At 39.5% G+C, this 16,089-nt stretch carries 13 protein-coding genes; 7 read left to right on the top strand and 6 right to left on the bottom strand.

Annotated features, from left to right (window positions below; genetic code table 11):
* Nucleotides 1-191: 191 nt before the first annotated feature.
* The 6 genes from BK120_RS33845 (at nt 192) to BK120_RS33825 (ending at nt 10,277) form a co-directional block, all read left to right on the top strand.
* A complete protein-coding gene (locus tag BK120_RS33845) occupies nt 192-455 on the top strand; it encodes a hypothetical protein (RefSeq protein ID WP_076271863.1) in 264 nt (87 codons plus the stop codon).
* Between the two features lie 105 nt (nt 456-560).
* The gene (locus BK120_RS35675; RefSeq protein WP_179089957.1) at nt 561-707 is read left to right on the top strand and encodes a hypothetical protein; all 147 of its coding nucleotides are present in this window, start codon (nt 561-563) and stop codon (nt 705-707) included.
* Nucleotides 708-1,183: 476 nt separating this feature from the next.
* On the top strand, nt 1,184-1,537 hold the full coding sequence (locus BK120_RS33840; RefSeq protein ID WP_076271862.1) for a hypothetical protein: 354 nt from the start codon (nt 1,184-1,186) through the stop codon (nt 1,535-1,537).
* Between the two features lie 81 nt (nt 1,538-1,618).
* Nucleotides 1,619-2,524 (top strand): hypothetical protein, encoded by a 906-nt coding sequence (locus tag BK120_RS35670; protein WP_179089956.1) that lies wholly within the window; start codon nt 1,619-1,621, stop codon nt 2,522-2,524.
* A 185-nt stretch (nt 2,525-2,709) separates the two neighbouring features.
* On the top strand, nt 2,710-3,687 hold the full coding sequence (locus BK120_RS33830) for an S-layer homology domain-containing protein (RefSeq protein WP_076271861.1): 978 nt from the start codon (nt 2,710-2,712) through the stop codon (nt 3,685-3,687).
* A 5-nt stretch (nt 3,688-3,692) separates the two neighbouring features.
* The gene (locus BK120_RS33825; protein WP_076271860.1) at nt 3,693-10,277 is read left to right on the top strand and encodes an Athe_2463 domain-containing protein; all 6,585 of its coding nucleotides are present in this window, start codon (nt 3,693-3,695) and stop codon (nt 10,275-10,277) included.
* Between the two features lie 143 nt (nt 10,278-10,420).
* Here the strand turns inward: BK120_RS33825 and BK120_RS33820 are convergent, their stop codons facing one another.
* From BK120_RS33820 to ku, 6 genes are all read right to left on the bottom strand, one after another.
* Entirely contained in the window at nt 10,421-11,119 is a 699-nt protein-coding gene (locus BK120_RS33820; protein WP_144376924.1) for a hypothetical protein, read from the bottom strand.
* A 589-nt stretch (nt 11,120-11,708) separates the two neighbouring features.
* Nucleotides 11,709-12,374 carry an SOS response-associated peptidase gene (locus BK120_RS33815; RefSeq protein ID WP_076271858.1) on the bottom strand — a complete coding sequence of 222 codons (666 nt, stop codon included), beginning with the start codon at nt 12,372-12,374 and terminating at the stop codon, nt 11,709-11,711.
* Nucleotides 12,375-12,485: 111 nt separating this feature from the next.
* Nucleotides 12,486-12,803, bottom strand: a complete 318-nt coding sequence (locus BK120_RS33810) for a hypothetical protein (protein ID WP_076271857.1) — start codon at nt 12,801-12,803, stop codon at nt 12,486-12,488.
* Between the two features lie 3 nt (nt 12,804-12,806).
* A complete protein-coding gene (locus tag BK120_RS35665) occupies nt 12,807-12,974 on the bottom strand; it encodes a hypothetical protein (RefSeq protein ID WP_179089955.1) in 168 nt (55 codons plus the stop codon).
* Entirely contained in the window at nt 12,971-13,864 is an 894-nt protein-coding gene (locus BK120_RS33805; protein ID WP_083682754.1) for an ATP-dependent DNA ligase, read from the bottom strand. Before BK120_RS33805 ends, BK120_RS35665 begins: the two co-directional genes overlap by 4 nt.
* Nucleotides 13,861-14,706, bottom strand: coding sequence for a non-homologous end joining protein Ku (gene ku, locus BK120_RS33800; RefSeq protein WP_076271856.1), 846 nt, complete (start codon nt 14,704-14,706; stop codon nt 13,861-13,863). The genes BK120_RS33805 and ku overlap by 4 nt, the downstream gene beginning before the upstream one ends.
* Before the next feature lie 200 nt (nt 14,707-14,906).
* Here ku and BK120_RS33795 point away from each other — a divergent pair, with 200 nt between their 5' ends.
* Complete coding sequence (locus BK120_RS33795; RefSeq protein WP_076271855.1) at nt 14,907-15,155, top strand: hypothetical protein; 249 nt, start codon at nt 14,907-14,909, stop codon at nt 15,153-15,155.
* The last annotated feature ends 934 nt before the right edge of the window (nt 15,156-16,089 follow it).

Here is a 16,089-nt window from a genome sequence, read left to right as displayed (position 1 = left end):
TAGAGCTGAAGAGGAATTAAGAAACGACGGGCTACTGGATAAAGTTGATCAAAACTTTGAAATTAACTAAGGAGAGGATATGTAAAGACCAATTACTAATCAAGATCTCGATGAATACGGAAGAACATGACTTGTTCTGTCGGTTGGGGGAAGATTTGTGGTTACGAATACCTTTGAAGGAGAGTCCAAAAATGAGCGTAACAGAAAAACAAGATAATCGGGGTGGAGCCCGTATTGGTGCTGGACGAAAAAAGGGAATAAAAAAACGCAAACGACAAATTTCTCTGTTTTTGACTTATCAGCAGTGGGAATTGCTAGAGATGGTAGCCACAGCAGAAGACAGCAAACTTGGAACCTTCATAAATAAGAGGGAAGAAGCTTTTGCAAATGAAATTATCAATAGATTTAAATTAGAGTTAGAAAATCATAATAAATTAAATATAAATAGCGAGTAGACCACATTGGTTTACTCGCTATTTTCGTATATAAATATCTCATGTTTACTTTTTGAATTAAAGGTGCTAATATTCAAAATAAGTAAACTCAAGGAGGTCATTTATATGTACGAACTGAGTAAAATTATTTTTATGGCTATTGTCATTTTAGTTTTTGGTGGCATCGGATATATGTCTCTTCCTTCAATGAAAAAACCATCTCCTAAACGTCGTGAGACACCTGTTTTTAAGGTGATTAAGGCAGAGATCTAACATTATGAGAAGACCATTTTTGATGTAACTAAGGAATAGGTGGTGTTCGGGTGGAATTGATAACGTTTGAGGAATGTTTAGCACAGCCATCGCAGAACAGGAAAGCGGTAATAACAAAACGGGGAATGACATTTGAATGTGCACGCTGTGGTAAAACGATGCCTAAGTTATTTATAAAGGATTTTCGGAAGGCAAAGGGGTTTTTAAACTAAATTTGCGAATGCAGCTGCAATAACCGTATCATTCAAGGTTTTGGTTATTCATGGTACGACTACGAAGCAGCTCAGGAGAGAGAGCGGAAGTTCAAGCTTTACTTGAAACAAAAATATGAATAAAAATTGAATAATATTTTAAAAGAAAATGTAAGATCATGGGTGAAATTATTGGACGTTGAGAGTAAGATTGATGTATTGATAAATAGCTTTTGTTGACTTAAAACCTTAAAGAGGAAATTATCATAGAAATGGTGATTAAAATTGATAGTTTCAAATGAATATTATAGCCCTGAACAGGCTGCTGAGCATGCAATTAAGTGGTGTAAAGACAATAAAGGATGGCAACGTATCTGTGATATTGAAGGTGGCAGTGATCATTTGTATCCAACATGGGAAGAACTACCTCATAAAGTAAAAAGAATATGGGGTAGTGATTTTCGAGATGAGGGTAAAAATGCTTGGGAAGAATTTGCAGAAAAAGAATGTAAAGTGCCATGTGGATTTGTTACAGGTAAAGGTGAATTTTATAGTTGGCAGGATCAAAATAAGATACCATTCGGACATAACATCATGATGGTTTTTAAAACGGATGAACTTCTGAATCGTGACACATGAAATATAGAGACATGAAAAGTTGGACGTTTGAGTGTCTATAAAGGATATTGAATATCGACTTGAATAAGGGGGCGAATGAATATGGCTAAAACTGAATCGAAATTAGAGGAGCAGCTGCAGACTGTAAGCGACTTTTTTCAGAGGATTATGGATAGAGGAATGGATGGTAAAGCCGGTGCGGTTTGGCCGTTGATTATCCGAATATGGGGTAAGGGTTTTAATGGTCAAAAATACGTGTACCAGTATCCTGCGACTTTCTTTCAAAACTTGATGAACGTGAATTTTCTGCACTTCTCCACAAATACGAAAAGTGAGCGCCTAAAAGTCCTGAAGATTCTCGTAGACAAGCTCATTAATAACGAAATTGATATACATCTTTACCACTTTGGGCTTTATCTGCTCTATCCGTATGCAGGAGCAAGGCAAAAAGAAGAAGATGCAAAGGCGGCAGGAAAAAAACGATCTGACTTTATGGATACACTGCCACGATTTGAACTCAAAAATAACGATTCGTTTATATCCGAAGTTTGGTCTGATCTGATCGAGCGTCGCTATCCGGATGTTGGGAAAGAGATAGTACGAGTACCATCATTCAATGAAATTAGAATTCTATTTACACCAAACCAATTTGGTGATCATACTGGATTGTATTACTCAGATGCTGACTGGTTGGAGCCTGTTCCAAGTTATGAACTTAAAGTGAAAAAATGGGTTGGGGAAAAAGATCCGATGACACCACAATCAAAGAAAGAGGGGTTAATCGAGGGATCGATTATACTTGGTCATAGCGGCGAGGGAGGACTTCGACATTTCGTCAGCGGTGAGCCTGTGTATGCAGGCAGTTACATCGAAATTAAATTTGGGGACGGTTGGATTTCTGGTAGGTATGAATGGAGCTTTGAACAAGGCAACCCAATTCGGATTCATTCCTCGCGTCATGAATGGATATCTATACAAGAAGGCCATATTGTACGTATTCGAGGGTAGATGCAGAATATAATAATCATACTTTTTGCATACGATTTGCTAACTTTTTTAACCTAATAAATTGATATCTTTAGAGAGTATAGATTTGATGTATGTCCTCATCCATATTGTTAGCGAATTATAAGAAAGGAAGGTTATCGGTTAAATAGAAGAATCAATCTACACAGAAAATAGGAGTGATCCCGATGAAAAAAATGAAGCTGGCCGTAATCATGACGTTTGTGACAGTATTGATTGCGTCGCAGACCGTAGCAGCTGCAGCTGCTTTTACAGATACAAAGTCACACTGGGCAAAATCAGAGATCGATACTGCAGTGAGCCAAGGTTGGATTAATGGTTACAGTGCAACAAGCTTTAAACCCAACGATAATATTACCCGTGCTGAGTTTACAAAATCATTGGTAGCAGCTATGAAATACAAGTTAGAGGACCAAGACACACCTTTCTCTGACGATAATGGATGGTTTCGTGCATCGATCTCTACAGGTCTAAAGCAATCTATTATTAAGGTGAATGAATACAAGGAATCACAATTCGAGCCTAATCGGAAAATTACTCGTGAAGAAATTGCTCGTATGACAGTTAGAGCACTTGGCAAGGATGCGGATGGGGTAAAGTCAGGCTACCTAGCAATTGCGAAACAGAATGAGATTTTGAAGGGTTATCCAGATGGGACAATGGGTGGCGACAAGAATGCAACACGAGCTGAAGCTGTTGTGATGATCTCGAATACTCTTAAGGCAAAAAATCCACAAGTTAAGCCGGTTGCTTATCCTAAAACAGACAAAGAGCTTGATGCATTGATTCAATCTTTGCCTAGTTTTAAAGGGCATACTACGATTAGTCGTGGAGCTGTTGGTGTAAATTTGAAAGGATCAGATGTTTTTGAGGATCACACGATTTGGATAGAATATGATTCAAGTAAAAAAACAACATATTTAGATACTTTTGATTCAACCACGGAAACAAAATCATTAATAAAAGAGTTACTTAAGAATTATTATCCTAATTCATATGAGAAAGCATATGCAGACTATATTAAAGTTGATGGGATGAAATTTGTAGAAGGAAAAAACTCAATTAAAAGTACTTATGATAAAAGGAGTTTTGTAGTATATAAAGGTAGCAATAATATCGGTGTTTCTATCTGGATTGGGGGATAAATAAAATGGGAACAATTTTACGAAAGCAGCTGCGAGCGCAGTTGCTTTTTTTGTTGGTTATTTTAGTAACAATCACTACAATACCATTACAAACTCAACGAGTAGATGCTGCAGCATGTTCAGCACCACCAACATACGGAACAAAGGCAGAAGGAATAATAAGTGTATATAAGATTCCTAAAATGAGCTCAAACTGCAAAGCACTTAATGAGAAGTATTTGCTTAATTCGTTAAACATAGGTGAATCAGTTGTTGTATACGGTAGCCCTTCTGAGGTTTCAGGTAATGAGACGGACAAAAAGACCGGCCAATATCGTTATCTAGGCTGGGATGCGAGTGGATCTGTGTATCGCAACTGGAAATTCCCTCCGGACTCAAGTGTAACTGGAAGTGTGGCGAAAAATTGGATTAAAGAACCCTGGAAAACAGAAAAAGGAGATTCAAAAGGAATTAGACCATCTACTAATTTATCTCGTGATCCAGCAGCCGCATCTTGGCTCTCTCGTACAGTAGATCCTTATAACAAACCATCTAATTCAACTAATTTTCTAACAAGCTATAATGCACTCAAAGGTGCAAGCTGGACTAGTGATACATTACTCGATTATGCTATCATTCAGCAAAAGCCAACAGACTTTACTCCTGGTGTTATCCAAATGTGGAGCGAATGGACGGACGGTTCTTGGTGGTATGAAATCTTTACAATAAAACCTATGAAAACAATTGATATAAACGTCATTCCGGAGACAATCGATCTGGAAGTAACGAAGGTCGTAAACCCCGACGCGGTCTATGTGAACCAAGCTACCTCAATCGTTGTCACCGTCAAAAATAATGGAAATAAAAATAGTGGCTCCTTCGTTGTGGGCTTATTTGGCATTTCTCCTGAACCTACAAAGCCTATAAGTAACCTTGCTCCTGGTGCAAGCTCCACAGTAACTTTTAGTACGAGCTTTGCGACTAGTGGTCTTAAGAAATTGTCAGCCAAGGCTGACTATAATGGCCAGATTACGGAAACAGATGAAACTAACAATATAAAAGCATTTCAAATCATGGTCAATAAGCTAAATGAGCCGACCTCACCAATGGCCATCATATCACACGTTGAGGGAGATCATCGCACCGAGCCAGAGATAACGATTAAGCCTTCAGCAGATCCAAAACTTGATGATAAACTCTCATACTCACCAGGGAAGGAAGCTATCACGATACGAGAATGGAAATATAAGAATCCAGCAGGAAAAACGATAGCAACCAAGCCAGCTGCCAAAGACTTTGCAGCGGAAGGAAAATATGTGGTGGAGCTGCGCGTAACAAATAGCGCTAAAAAGGTATCTGAGTGGGCGGAGCTTATAATAAATGTGGCCAATAAAGCAGTACCAACTCCAACTCCTTCAGCATCACCAGAACCAACGCCTACACCTAAGCCTGATTTAATAGCGGACATTGAATTTCAACCTTCAAGTATCATCGCAGGTGAAAAGTCATCGCTTATTAATCGATCAAAAGGTTTGAATGGCTATACGTGGAAATTCACCGAAAACTTGAGTACAGTACTACCAAATAATACAGACTATGAGTTTATGTATAACACATATAATACGCCTGGATTCTATACAGCTGAAATTATCGTAACTGATGAATTTGGTGGATCTCAAAAGGATACTGCATTACTTCGGGTTGTAGATCCCAAACCAGTAGCCATCGTATCAGGAATAACACGTGTGGTACAAGGGAGACCTCTAGAGCGGCCATACAACCTCTTGAATTCATATACGCCATTAGAGGATAGAGGCGAAAAAATTGATTTTAGCAAGTCAGAAATGCGTTATAAAAAAGTAGGAGATGCAGCCTATACAAATGGGTGGTTTACCGTAACGCCTGCTAATTTAGGTGAGTACAGCATCGAGGGTAGAGTTTATGATACTACCGGTAGAGTAAGTGATTGGGCGAATCTAATCATGGAGGTTATACCGGATGCACCACCAACGGTAACAGTGATAGCGCCTGAAGAGTCTTATCGGGGTAATGGCTTTATGCTTTATATCGATGCGGAGAGTCCTGACGGTGACATTCTAAAGTATCTGTTTCTTGAAGAACGCTATGACCAAGATGGTGATGGAAATTTTGAGGAAGAAGCGTGGAAACCGCTATATGATGGGGCTTTTAAAACAACACATTCCGTCAATTACACGAGCGTTGGTAAGCGGCAATATCGCGCCTCAGTAACTGAAGACTATGGAATGAAAGGAAATTCAGGAATTGTCACGACCGATATTCTGAATTATGCACCTTCAGTTAACTTTAACGTGTTTGGAATTACGCAGCAGCCAGGGCAGGGAGAAGACAGCGGCCCACCAATAACTAACTATTCGACGCAATCGATATTACGTTCGTGGACGGCTAAGACGCCATACAAAGGCGGTAATGCCCAAAAAGCAGCATGGAAAGCGGATGCTACTACACTATCAACAAAAAATGGAGTATACGCAAACTTTTCTGTTGGATACCCGAACTCAGGAAATGGAGCGAACTCACGAACAAAATATCAGCTTGCTGCTGATATAGTTGCTAAACCCACTTGGACTGTGCCAAATTCAGAAACAATATTTAATAAGGTTTTCGGTGGGAACCGTCTATATTCTTATAATCAAAATTATAGTTTGCCTAACTATCCCTATACATTTTATGAGCGAAATTCAATTACAGGTGAGCTTTTGAGGACGGTTAATTTTGATACACCTAGTAATTTCACACTCATGGAAATTGGTGGAGATGAAACATTTTACTTTGCAGATAGAAGACAAAATGCAGCCAACCCGTATTTAGTGGTCATTGCGAGGTACGATAAAAATGGTGTATATCTTGATTCAATTAATTTACAATCTAGTTTTACATCACCTAGCGGACTAGGTAACCCGGCACTTGTTCAAATATCATCTAATGGTGAGTATATGTATGTAGCTAGTAAATTCTCATATGATGTACCAGAGCAATATAATTATAATTACAATAATCAATTGCGAATTTTCAAATACTCCTTAAAAACGAAAAGCTTAGTGTGGGAAGCACCAGGGGAGAATTTGGATCGTGGATTTATTACAAACATCAACTTGACCGAAGATGATAACGGAGATGCGTACTTTACGTATAACTTTGAAGATCGCTATTCTTCTGGATTGGGAGGTTTAAGAGGTTACGTTGTGCAAGTGAAAAAAGACGGGATAACCCGTACCCATCAATCCGGAGGAGCAGCTGGCATATCTTATGCTTCTATTTCTGAAAATAAGAGATATATTTATGTAAATTACGTGTCCGTGGGTAGCAGTACAAGAGGCTCAACGATTTTTGAAGGTATTTTAAACGGGACAGACTTTTACGGACAACAAGTATTTAAAAACCAATTTTCAAGAAGTATTGTCACTTACGAAAGTTCGCATCCTTTAGTGTATGCAGAAGTTGCTCCTAATGCGAATCCTATCGTATTTTCAAATGGGTTTACGTATTCGCAAGGTAGAACACACGAGTCATATAATGCATTTTATAACTATAATGGAGACCAAAGCGGTGGTTATCAAGGTGTAGATTATGATGCAAACGTGGGTAAAATATTTATCGATCAATACGATCAGATTATTTATCCTGTGTTTTTGCCTGTGGGACAGACCTCTTGGGCTGTCGACTCACATAAAAAAATATCGGCCTTATTGTATAACGCATCAACCAGAAGAGTCATTGCCGAGACACCATATTCCGGTCCAGAACCAGGAGCATACACATTGCATACTGGAACATCATCAACACCTATTTTACCTGATGGCTCCATTTATGTTTTTTACGATAAAAATGTCATGCCGTTTGTTTCAGCTAACGCTAATGGAACATTAAAGGAAATAGATGCAAATACTGTTGAAATTACGAGCGACGATTGGGGCGGACTACTCTATGATGCAGGAAGCTCTATGAAAAACTACGCCTTAGAATTTCATGCAAATGTTAGTGATATAAGAAATGACAAGGTTATCGGAGCTGCTTTCCAGATTCAGAATGAAAAGAATATGTATGCTATGGAGTGGAGCATGAACACCCTGTCGCTATTCCGTGTGGTTAATGGTGTGAAAACGTTATTGCAATCTACACCAATGACACGGACTGCGTTCAACACGTATCCGATTAAAGTAGAATCGGTTAATGGCATCCAGCGCGTATATGTGAATTATGCGAAAGTACTAGAGGTTGCCGATGGCACCTATTCAAATGGTTTTGCCGGTTTAATGTCGTTAGGACAGTCGAATGCTGTGTTCTCCAATGTTAAGAAATTTAATTATGGTGATATGTACACCGAGGAGAAATATGAAGCTGTACTTATCAATGAAACGATTACCTATGACAAAATCTTCTCCGATATCGAGGAAGATCCTAAGATACTAGAAGAGTGGACGTACAGCCACAATCCTAATATATTTGAGAATCCAGAAGGGATGAGCATGTATCATGGACAGACACGTTCAACAACTTTAAATTCACTAGAGAAACCTGGTGTTTACGAGATTAGCTACAGAGCGCAAGATAATCCAGGTATATCATCCTATCGTAAATGGTCGGAGCCGGTCACGAAGCTACTATATGTCCATCGTAGACCCATTGCACAGCCTGATGCGCGGTTCACTGGTTATGTGTATGGCGAAGGTGAGGCAATTGATTACGATACCTATGATACTTCTTACGATCCGGATATCCCTAATCGCCTGCTTGATAAGGTGTTCCGTACACGCTGGGCGGATGAAACAACGTGGACAGCCGGTAAACGGACGATTTATAGCCGTCCAGGTGTCGAGCTTATCATTCAAGAGCAAGTAAAGGATCTTCATGGGGCTTGGTCATATTGGGCGCAGCAAGTTATCTACAAAGACGCTTTACCGCCAGTGAACCAAACCAAACCAGTAATGACCATAACCTATCCAGGAGGAACCTCAGCGGCTGCTCCTACGGTACTCGTAAAAGAACCGACGATAACTTGGACTTATTATGATGCAGAGAATGATCCACAAGAGCAGTATCGCTTATCACTGACGTATACGGATACAAATGAGGTTGCATTGTATATTGATTATGCAGGATTAGAGAAAAGCTTTAAGGTAATGGATGGAATGATCAATCCTGGACGTGTTGTACGTGTACAAGGGCAGGTCTACTCAAAGGGTGCTTGGTCAAATTTAAGTAACATCCGCTACTTTGTGCTGGATTTACCACCAGATACGAATTTGCTCTCGTATAACGGAGCTAATGCAGATAATCCGATCTACACCAACATTAATCGACCGCAGCTGCGTGTATTTACCATTGATCCGGAGAACCATCCAATTACCGCAATAGATTACGAAGTATATCGCGTGTCGGATGGTGCAAGAGTGGTTGATACAAATGCAACGGTTGCTGCAGCAAGCTACACTACAGCAGCTCTAGCAGACGGATTATATTACTGGAGAGCCAGGGCAAACGACGGTTTCCTATGGGGACCATATTCATCAAATGGTTATTTCTTTGTAGATACCGTTAAGCCAGCAGATGTAGATGAGCAGTTGGAGGTTGAGCCGACAGCCGTGACGGTGAAGTTTAATGCCTTTAGCGATGCAGCTCCGTCCTCTGGCCATGCTACACGAACATTCTACTTACAGAAGGTAAATAGTAATGGCAGCGTGACGAATATTGATTTAAATCAAGATGGCACAACAGAGTACAGTATACCGATTCCCCTGCAGGCGAAATCATATCGTGTGACTGGACTAGTGGCTGGCCAAGAGTACCGGTTGACTGTGCTAGATTATGACGTAGCCGGTAACGAGGGTTATTATGCCTATATTCATTTCAGTACGAACCGAGCACCGACAGCTGACTTTGATTGGTCACCTAAGCCGGTGTATGAAGGAGATGCTGTAACCATAGCATCATCTGTCAACGACGAGGATGGAGATCCGTTGTCAGTGGCGTATGAGCTCACAAGTCCATCGGGAGCTAAGCGGAATTTCAGTTATACGCTTATACGTAGTGGAGCATCTTATCCGAAGACAGGGCCGGTGCTGCAGCTAACGGAAGTTGGAAACTGGAGCGTCAAACAGACAGTAAGTGATGGCATTGCAGATCCCATTATCGTGACGAAAACAATACAGGTTCTCGCATTGGGAATTACGGCAGAAGTGGTGCATACAGAAGAGTGGGAAGCAAACCGTCTGAGATGGAATGAAGTAAAACCGAAAGAACTGCGAAGTCCTTCAACCTTTTGGGCAGGTGAACGTTTTGTTCTTAACGCGAGAACAACAGATACCGGTGTTAGTGCCACAAAGGCGACCAAGGTCGAAGTAGCAGCGGAGCGAATAGGTAACACAAGCTTAGCATCTACCGACAAAAAGGCATGGAGTGGTTATATAGGTGCTGAGCAAGCTAAGGTTAAGTTAGAGTCATTAAAAGATGGGGACTATGTATTCCATTTTAAAGCCACGTATTCGAATGGCATCGTTAAGGAGACGGATGTCACCATACAGATTAAAGATAATTGGACTGCATTTTTTGAATTTCATAAGTCCTGGTAGGTGGTGGGTGCTGCAGCTTTAAGGCTGCAGCACCCTTTTTTTGTTTTTCGTAATGTAGCTCGCAGATAGAGTGTCCGATGCTCTGCGTGTTTACTTTTCCGAAGCATAACGAGGGTTCAAAATAATAAGTCGAGTCATGTTTGTTAGGATTGTTTTGTCTCATCAGATACAACGTCATCGGATATGAATATTTTCTTTTTTAGGAAGTCCAGAATGCCTGCTAATGCCATTAAATCATAGCCTTTGGAAATAATTATCTGACCTATCTGTATAAACTTTAGTTCATAATTATTACTTAATAATCGTAGTGTATTACTAGAAAAGGTATTTCCATCCAATATAGGCATTGCATAATGTATGGCAAAGGTAAAGTAAAATGTTTTACAAAAACTTTGTAGCACTTCCCATCCCTCAGGTTTAGGTATTATTAGATTTTTCATATCCATTGTAATGTAGTACGAAACAGCATAAATAAGGTCTGGTAGCACTAGAATAATTAAAATCGTAATAATGAGTACAGAGAATGTAAGCTTACTTTTATCTTTTTTAATTGATTCATGCATAATAATTGAAAATTTAATCATGAAGTTTAAAACTATAATATGTGTAACAAGGATGACTAGTGATGGTCTAAAGCCTTCTATTGATAAAATTTCTGCTGCAACACTCTTAGGTGCTTGTACGCTAACCCATGAGTATAAAGTAAATAGAATAAAGTATAGAGACATTGATAAACTTATCAGAAGAACAACGGCTTCCCATAAAGCAAGAACGATTTTAGGTAGTGAATGCGTATATTTTTTTTTAATCTCTATCTCTAATGATTTTGCTAATCCTAACATAAACCACGAAAAGCCAACCAAGATTGTACTCAAGAGCACAAAGATATTCAGATTAGCGAAGAAATGAAAGTCCAGAAAGACTCCTATCAATGGAATTAAATAAATGATATTAAAAATGTGATAAGGCTGCTTATTAACAATAGAGTTAAATACCCATACGATGAATATAAGAATAATAATTGTTATAAATTGAATCTTGGTCTGCATGAAACATAATAAGACGAATAAGCCCAATATGCTCGCAAATAACCACAATCGAGGTCTTTCATATTTTTCAAATACTCTTTTATTCCAACTTTTCTCCAATTTTTTCGCCCTTTCGGATACAATTCTGTCATTTTACTATATCGGATTTGGTATATGATTCGTTTAGATAATGATGCTTGCGTACTTTCTATAAATAATACTAATGATAGACAAAAAACTGTTTTCCTTATAGCACAGCTGCAAATGTATATAGGCTGTACCAAGAGGGACGGCTTTTGTGTATCTGTTCAATGGCATGCAATAAAATGAAAAAGGTGCGGTTACTCAAGTATTTTTGCGTTAATTTTTCGTCCTTGGCACAGGTGGCACCTGCAGGAAACCGCTATTTTGAGTTTAAAGGGACTTCCTTTATTATGGATTCATCTGAGTTTTTAACGTTTCCTACATCTTTTGAGACTGGATATTTCATCATTTCTTCAGTAGGAAATGGTTTGAGAAATTGCGAGACGTCTTCTATTTCAGGGTTTAACCAGCCATGTATATCCGTTAATATCACCGGCATACGATCATGCACATCTGAAACAAGCTGATTCGGCGTAGTCGTGATAATGGTACAGGTTGAAATGGATTCCCCATTAGCGTCTCGCCAGGTATCATAAAGCCCAGCAAAGGCATAGACAGCTTTTGTTTTCATCTGAAATCGATAGGGCTGCTTTCCTTCATCTTCCTTGCGCCACTCATAAAATCCGTTGCTTGGGATCAAGATTCGGTTTCGTTTTAACAAACTGCGAAATGCTGGCTTTTTCTTGATTCCTTCAGCTCGTGCATTTATCATTTTATAAGCTATTTTAGGATCCTTGCTCCAAAAAGGAATGAGTCCCCATTTAAACCCTGAGAGTACCCGTCTACCTTCTTTAAGAATAATGCCTGGTACCATCTGTGTTGGGGCAACATTATATCGCTTGGTGTATTCGTAGTCGGTTTCATCTACGGCAAAGGTATTAAGGATTTCATCGAGATCTGAGGTAATGGTGTATCTTCCACACATGTATATTTCCTCCAATATGATTCTTCCACATACAAAAGCAGCCTAGGTTTATTTTTCTCAACCACGGCTGCCGCTGTATTTATAATTTATTCTGGCCTTTTTTTATGAACCTTACTCCGTTTTTTCGTTATTTTCTATGTATTCCTTCGCCTTATTTAACGTATCTACAATTCTACCTGATTCGTGTTCGAGCCAATTTGACGCCATTTCAGGATTCATATTACCAAACATAACATTTCCGATGATATGATCCAATTCGTCAGACGCTTTATCTAACTCTTTAACCAATAGATCTTGCTCCGTTTCCTTTAATGCCAATATGGATGTTCCACAGGTAATACAGGAGTAATCTAAAAGGTTATCAATTGGGATTTCGTTCTTATTATTGCAACCAATACATGTGACCGTTAGGGCTTCTTGCTTCAACATGTTTTAAACTCCTTCTAGATCATCAAATTCATACTCCACGATGTGTTTAAATTTTCCGCTGCTCATGACTTTTTCAAATATCCATTCGACTTCTACACTTTTATCCTTAATACTCCGGACTTTCCCAACTTTTTTAGCGCCCCGCACACGTACATAGTCGCCTTCTCTCATCCATTGCCACTCCCAAATCCTAATAGCTTTGGCTGCCGTAAGATACCTGAGTCGCTAAATTCTAGAGCAGTAACCCTGCAGGGGAAGGGGACGCTAAGCCATCTAACATCTGATTTCTTCATGCCGGCAGATAATACAGGGAAGGGACACTCTCCAGGATGCTGCTCCATAAATTGCTTCAGCACCTTTTTAGAATCCGCATCTATACCCGATACGTGGCCAACATATCGATCCTCGAACCGCAATACTAGGCTAGATACGTATCCTTCCTTAAGTTTTATTCCAACGACTTCAGCAACGATCCGGACTTCTTTTCTTTTTTTAAACCAGTATCGATGCTTTTTAGCTTCAACATAGGGGCTGTCTAGCTTTTTGGATATGATACCTTCCCACTCGTGAGTATTAACCCATTCCCATAGTGCGGGTCCATCATATACAAGGTCAGTAACTAATAACCGAGGCTGCTTTGTAGGAAGCTTAGTTGTAAGTCGCTCATATCGCTCCTTAAAGGGGAGAGAGCGAATATCTTGTCCATCATCATAGAGCATATCGAAAGCTACAAAAATCAGATTGTCATCATATTTCTTGCGGCTAACCCCAATCAGAACGCGTTGAAAGTTTGGCCGTGCACCGTCAAAGTAAGCAATTTCTCCATCAAGTACACAGGCACCGATTCGCAGCGGTCTCAAAAGTTCTACAATCTCAGGAAATCGCTCATTGCGGAGTTCTACGCGCTTTGAAAATATTTCTACGCCACCTACGCCGTCAAGTCGAACCAGAGTACGCACACCGTCCCATTTGATTTGATAGCCCCAGTCTGGACCGGTAGGTATATCCGGCGAAGTGATTGGGGCCATTGGTACGCCAGGCAGAACCATAACAGGAGTCATGATACGTTACCCTTAGATTTCGCAGTGTTTTTTTGTTTCCTAGTGGGCGGAGAATTATCAGTCACAGGCTTAGTTGAATCTAGGCTTGCTTGTAGAGCAGCCAGGAGATCAATTACATTTGATCTAACTTCTGCTGCAGGAGCAGTAACAATATCTATACTCTCGCCGGTGATCTTTTGTTCAATGAGATCAAGAAGGGATATTCGATAATCGTCCGTATATTTGCGCGGTTCAAATTTCTCACTCAGCTGCTCCACAAGAGCTTTGGCCAATGAGAGTTCTTTTTCGTTTATAATGGTTTGCGATGGAAGATTTGGGACTTGAGAGAGCGAGCGTATCTCGTCCGGATAAAACATGGTCTCCATACAAATGCAGTTGTTGACGGCGCGGATCGCCGCAAGACTGCTTTTACTGCGTATGGAAATTTTGGCTATGCCAATCTTGCCGGTCTGTTTAATCGCCTCCAGCAGCAGGCTGTAGGCTCCAGCGCCTGCCAAATCAGGAGCCAGGTAATAGGCCTTTTGAAAATAAAGGGGATCAATATCCTGAAGATCAACGAAGTCCAATATCTTAATTGTTTTCGTGGCTTCATCCTTAATGCTTTCGAGCTCTTCTTCTTTAATAATTACATATCTGTCTTTCTCAGACTCAAAACCTTTTACGATTTCATCTGGATCAATTTCTTTGTCGCATTGCCTACATGTCTTTGCATATGAGATCGGCATACCCCATTCTTTATGAAGGCTCCGGAAATGAATGTCTTTGTCTTCAGTTGCGGTATACATTTTAACCGGCACATGTACCAGGCCAAAGCTGATTGCACCTTTCCATACCGTATGCATGTCTGTCACATCCATTATTTTTCATTTAGAATGCTCTGGTTTCAGAAAAGTATTCAACTATTCATCATACTTTTTGCTTACGAATTGCTGACTTATCAAGCAAAGCTGAGTGTTAATCTTAAAATGATAGATGATTCAAATTAATCGTTCTTAGATATGTTAATAGGTATTTGAAAATGAAAGCAGAGAGGAGGAGTTAGTTGAGTAAGAAAAAATTGAAAACCTTTTTTGATGAAAAGGAATTAGAACCACGTACTTTTTCGATTTCTCATAACGAAAAAGTACATATGGTTGAAAGTGATTTCCTCATCAATTTGATTGTGAATTCCACGCCGGAGCACGAGCAAAGAAAAATTTTAGAAAAGATCGTTGCTATTGATTTTAAAAACGGGGACGTAAATCATTTTCTCGAACATTTGGCCAAAGGCTATGTCGTGAATAATTTTTAATATGAGGAAACCAAATATAGCGCCAGCCCAGCTTTAAAAAAGGTTGCTCAAGCCAAAGCGGAGCTTAAAGCAATTAATTAAATTTTGAAAAAGTCACAGTGGCGCGGTTTATTCAGCGCTATTGTGAATTTTTCAGCAATGAAGCAAAGACGATATCAGATATTGATTTTATGATTTCTTATCTTCGGATTTACAGCTTGTACAACAGTAAAGCTCTTCACTTAGGTTATCCATCGTAATTTTTCTGCCGCATACACGACATTCACAGTTTAGATTAATTAACATATTATCACTCCTTTCTCATGAAGCATTATAGGTAAGAGCGTTAGTATTTTTAACTTAAGATGCGAACTAAGTCCCCCTAAAAATATAGTTTCGTAATTACACCTTTTCGGCTAGGCGGTGAACAAGTTGGCTAAATGCTTAGATTGTGAAACAGTATACGCTGTTTATGGTGGAAGTAAGGGTTCTAAATGTCCTGTTTGTAAAAGTGGAAATATTGATAAGTCAAAAGAAGCGCGAATCAAAGAAGTGATTCAAGTATCTGAAGATATACGATTTCGGAGCGATTAAAGGCAGTGTGTACCGTTCTAGTTTGGTCTAACCCCAAGAATTCAGATGAATGGGCAACTATCGAGCAAGGAGAAGTATTGGTTCGCTTAACTTATAAAAGTAAATATGGTGGCATCTACGAAGACCTAACAAAAACTGTTAAAGGCGCAAAAGCATCATTTTCTCTTTATTGTGGATTCAAGTCGGAATGGATTGAAGTATCAAAATGAATACGGAAGAACATGGAGGGCTTTATGGAGGAACAAAAAGAGTTAGAGGACATTAAAAACAAGTTGGCTGAAATGATGATTATTTTTGGCTGCGGTATTTGCAAGAGAATACGATTTTTGACACCGATAACATCAAGGCTCAAAAGGATTGG

This window comes from Paenibacillus sp. FSL A5-0031 (assembly GCF_001956295.1).
Taxonomy (GTDB): Bacteria; Bacillota; Bacilli; order Paenibacillales; family Paenibacillaceae; genus Pristimantibacillus.
This window is presented reverse-complemented; position numbering and strand designations above follow the sequence as displayed.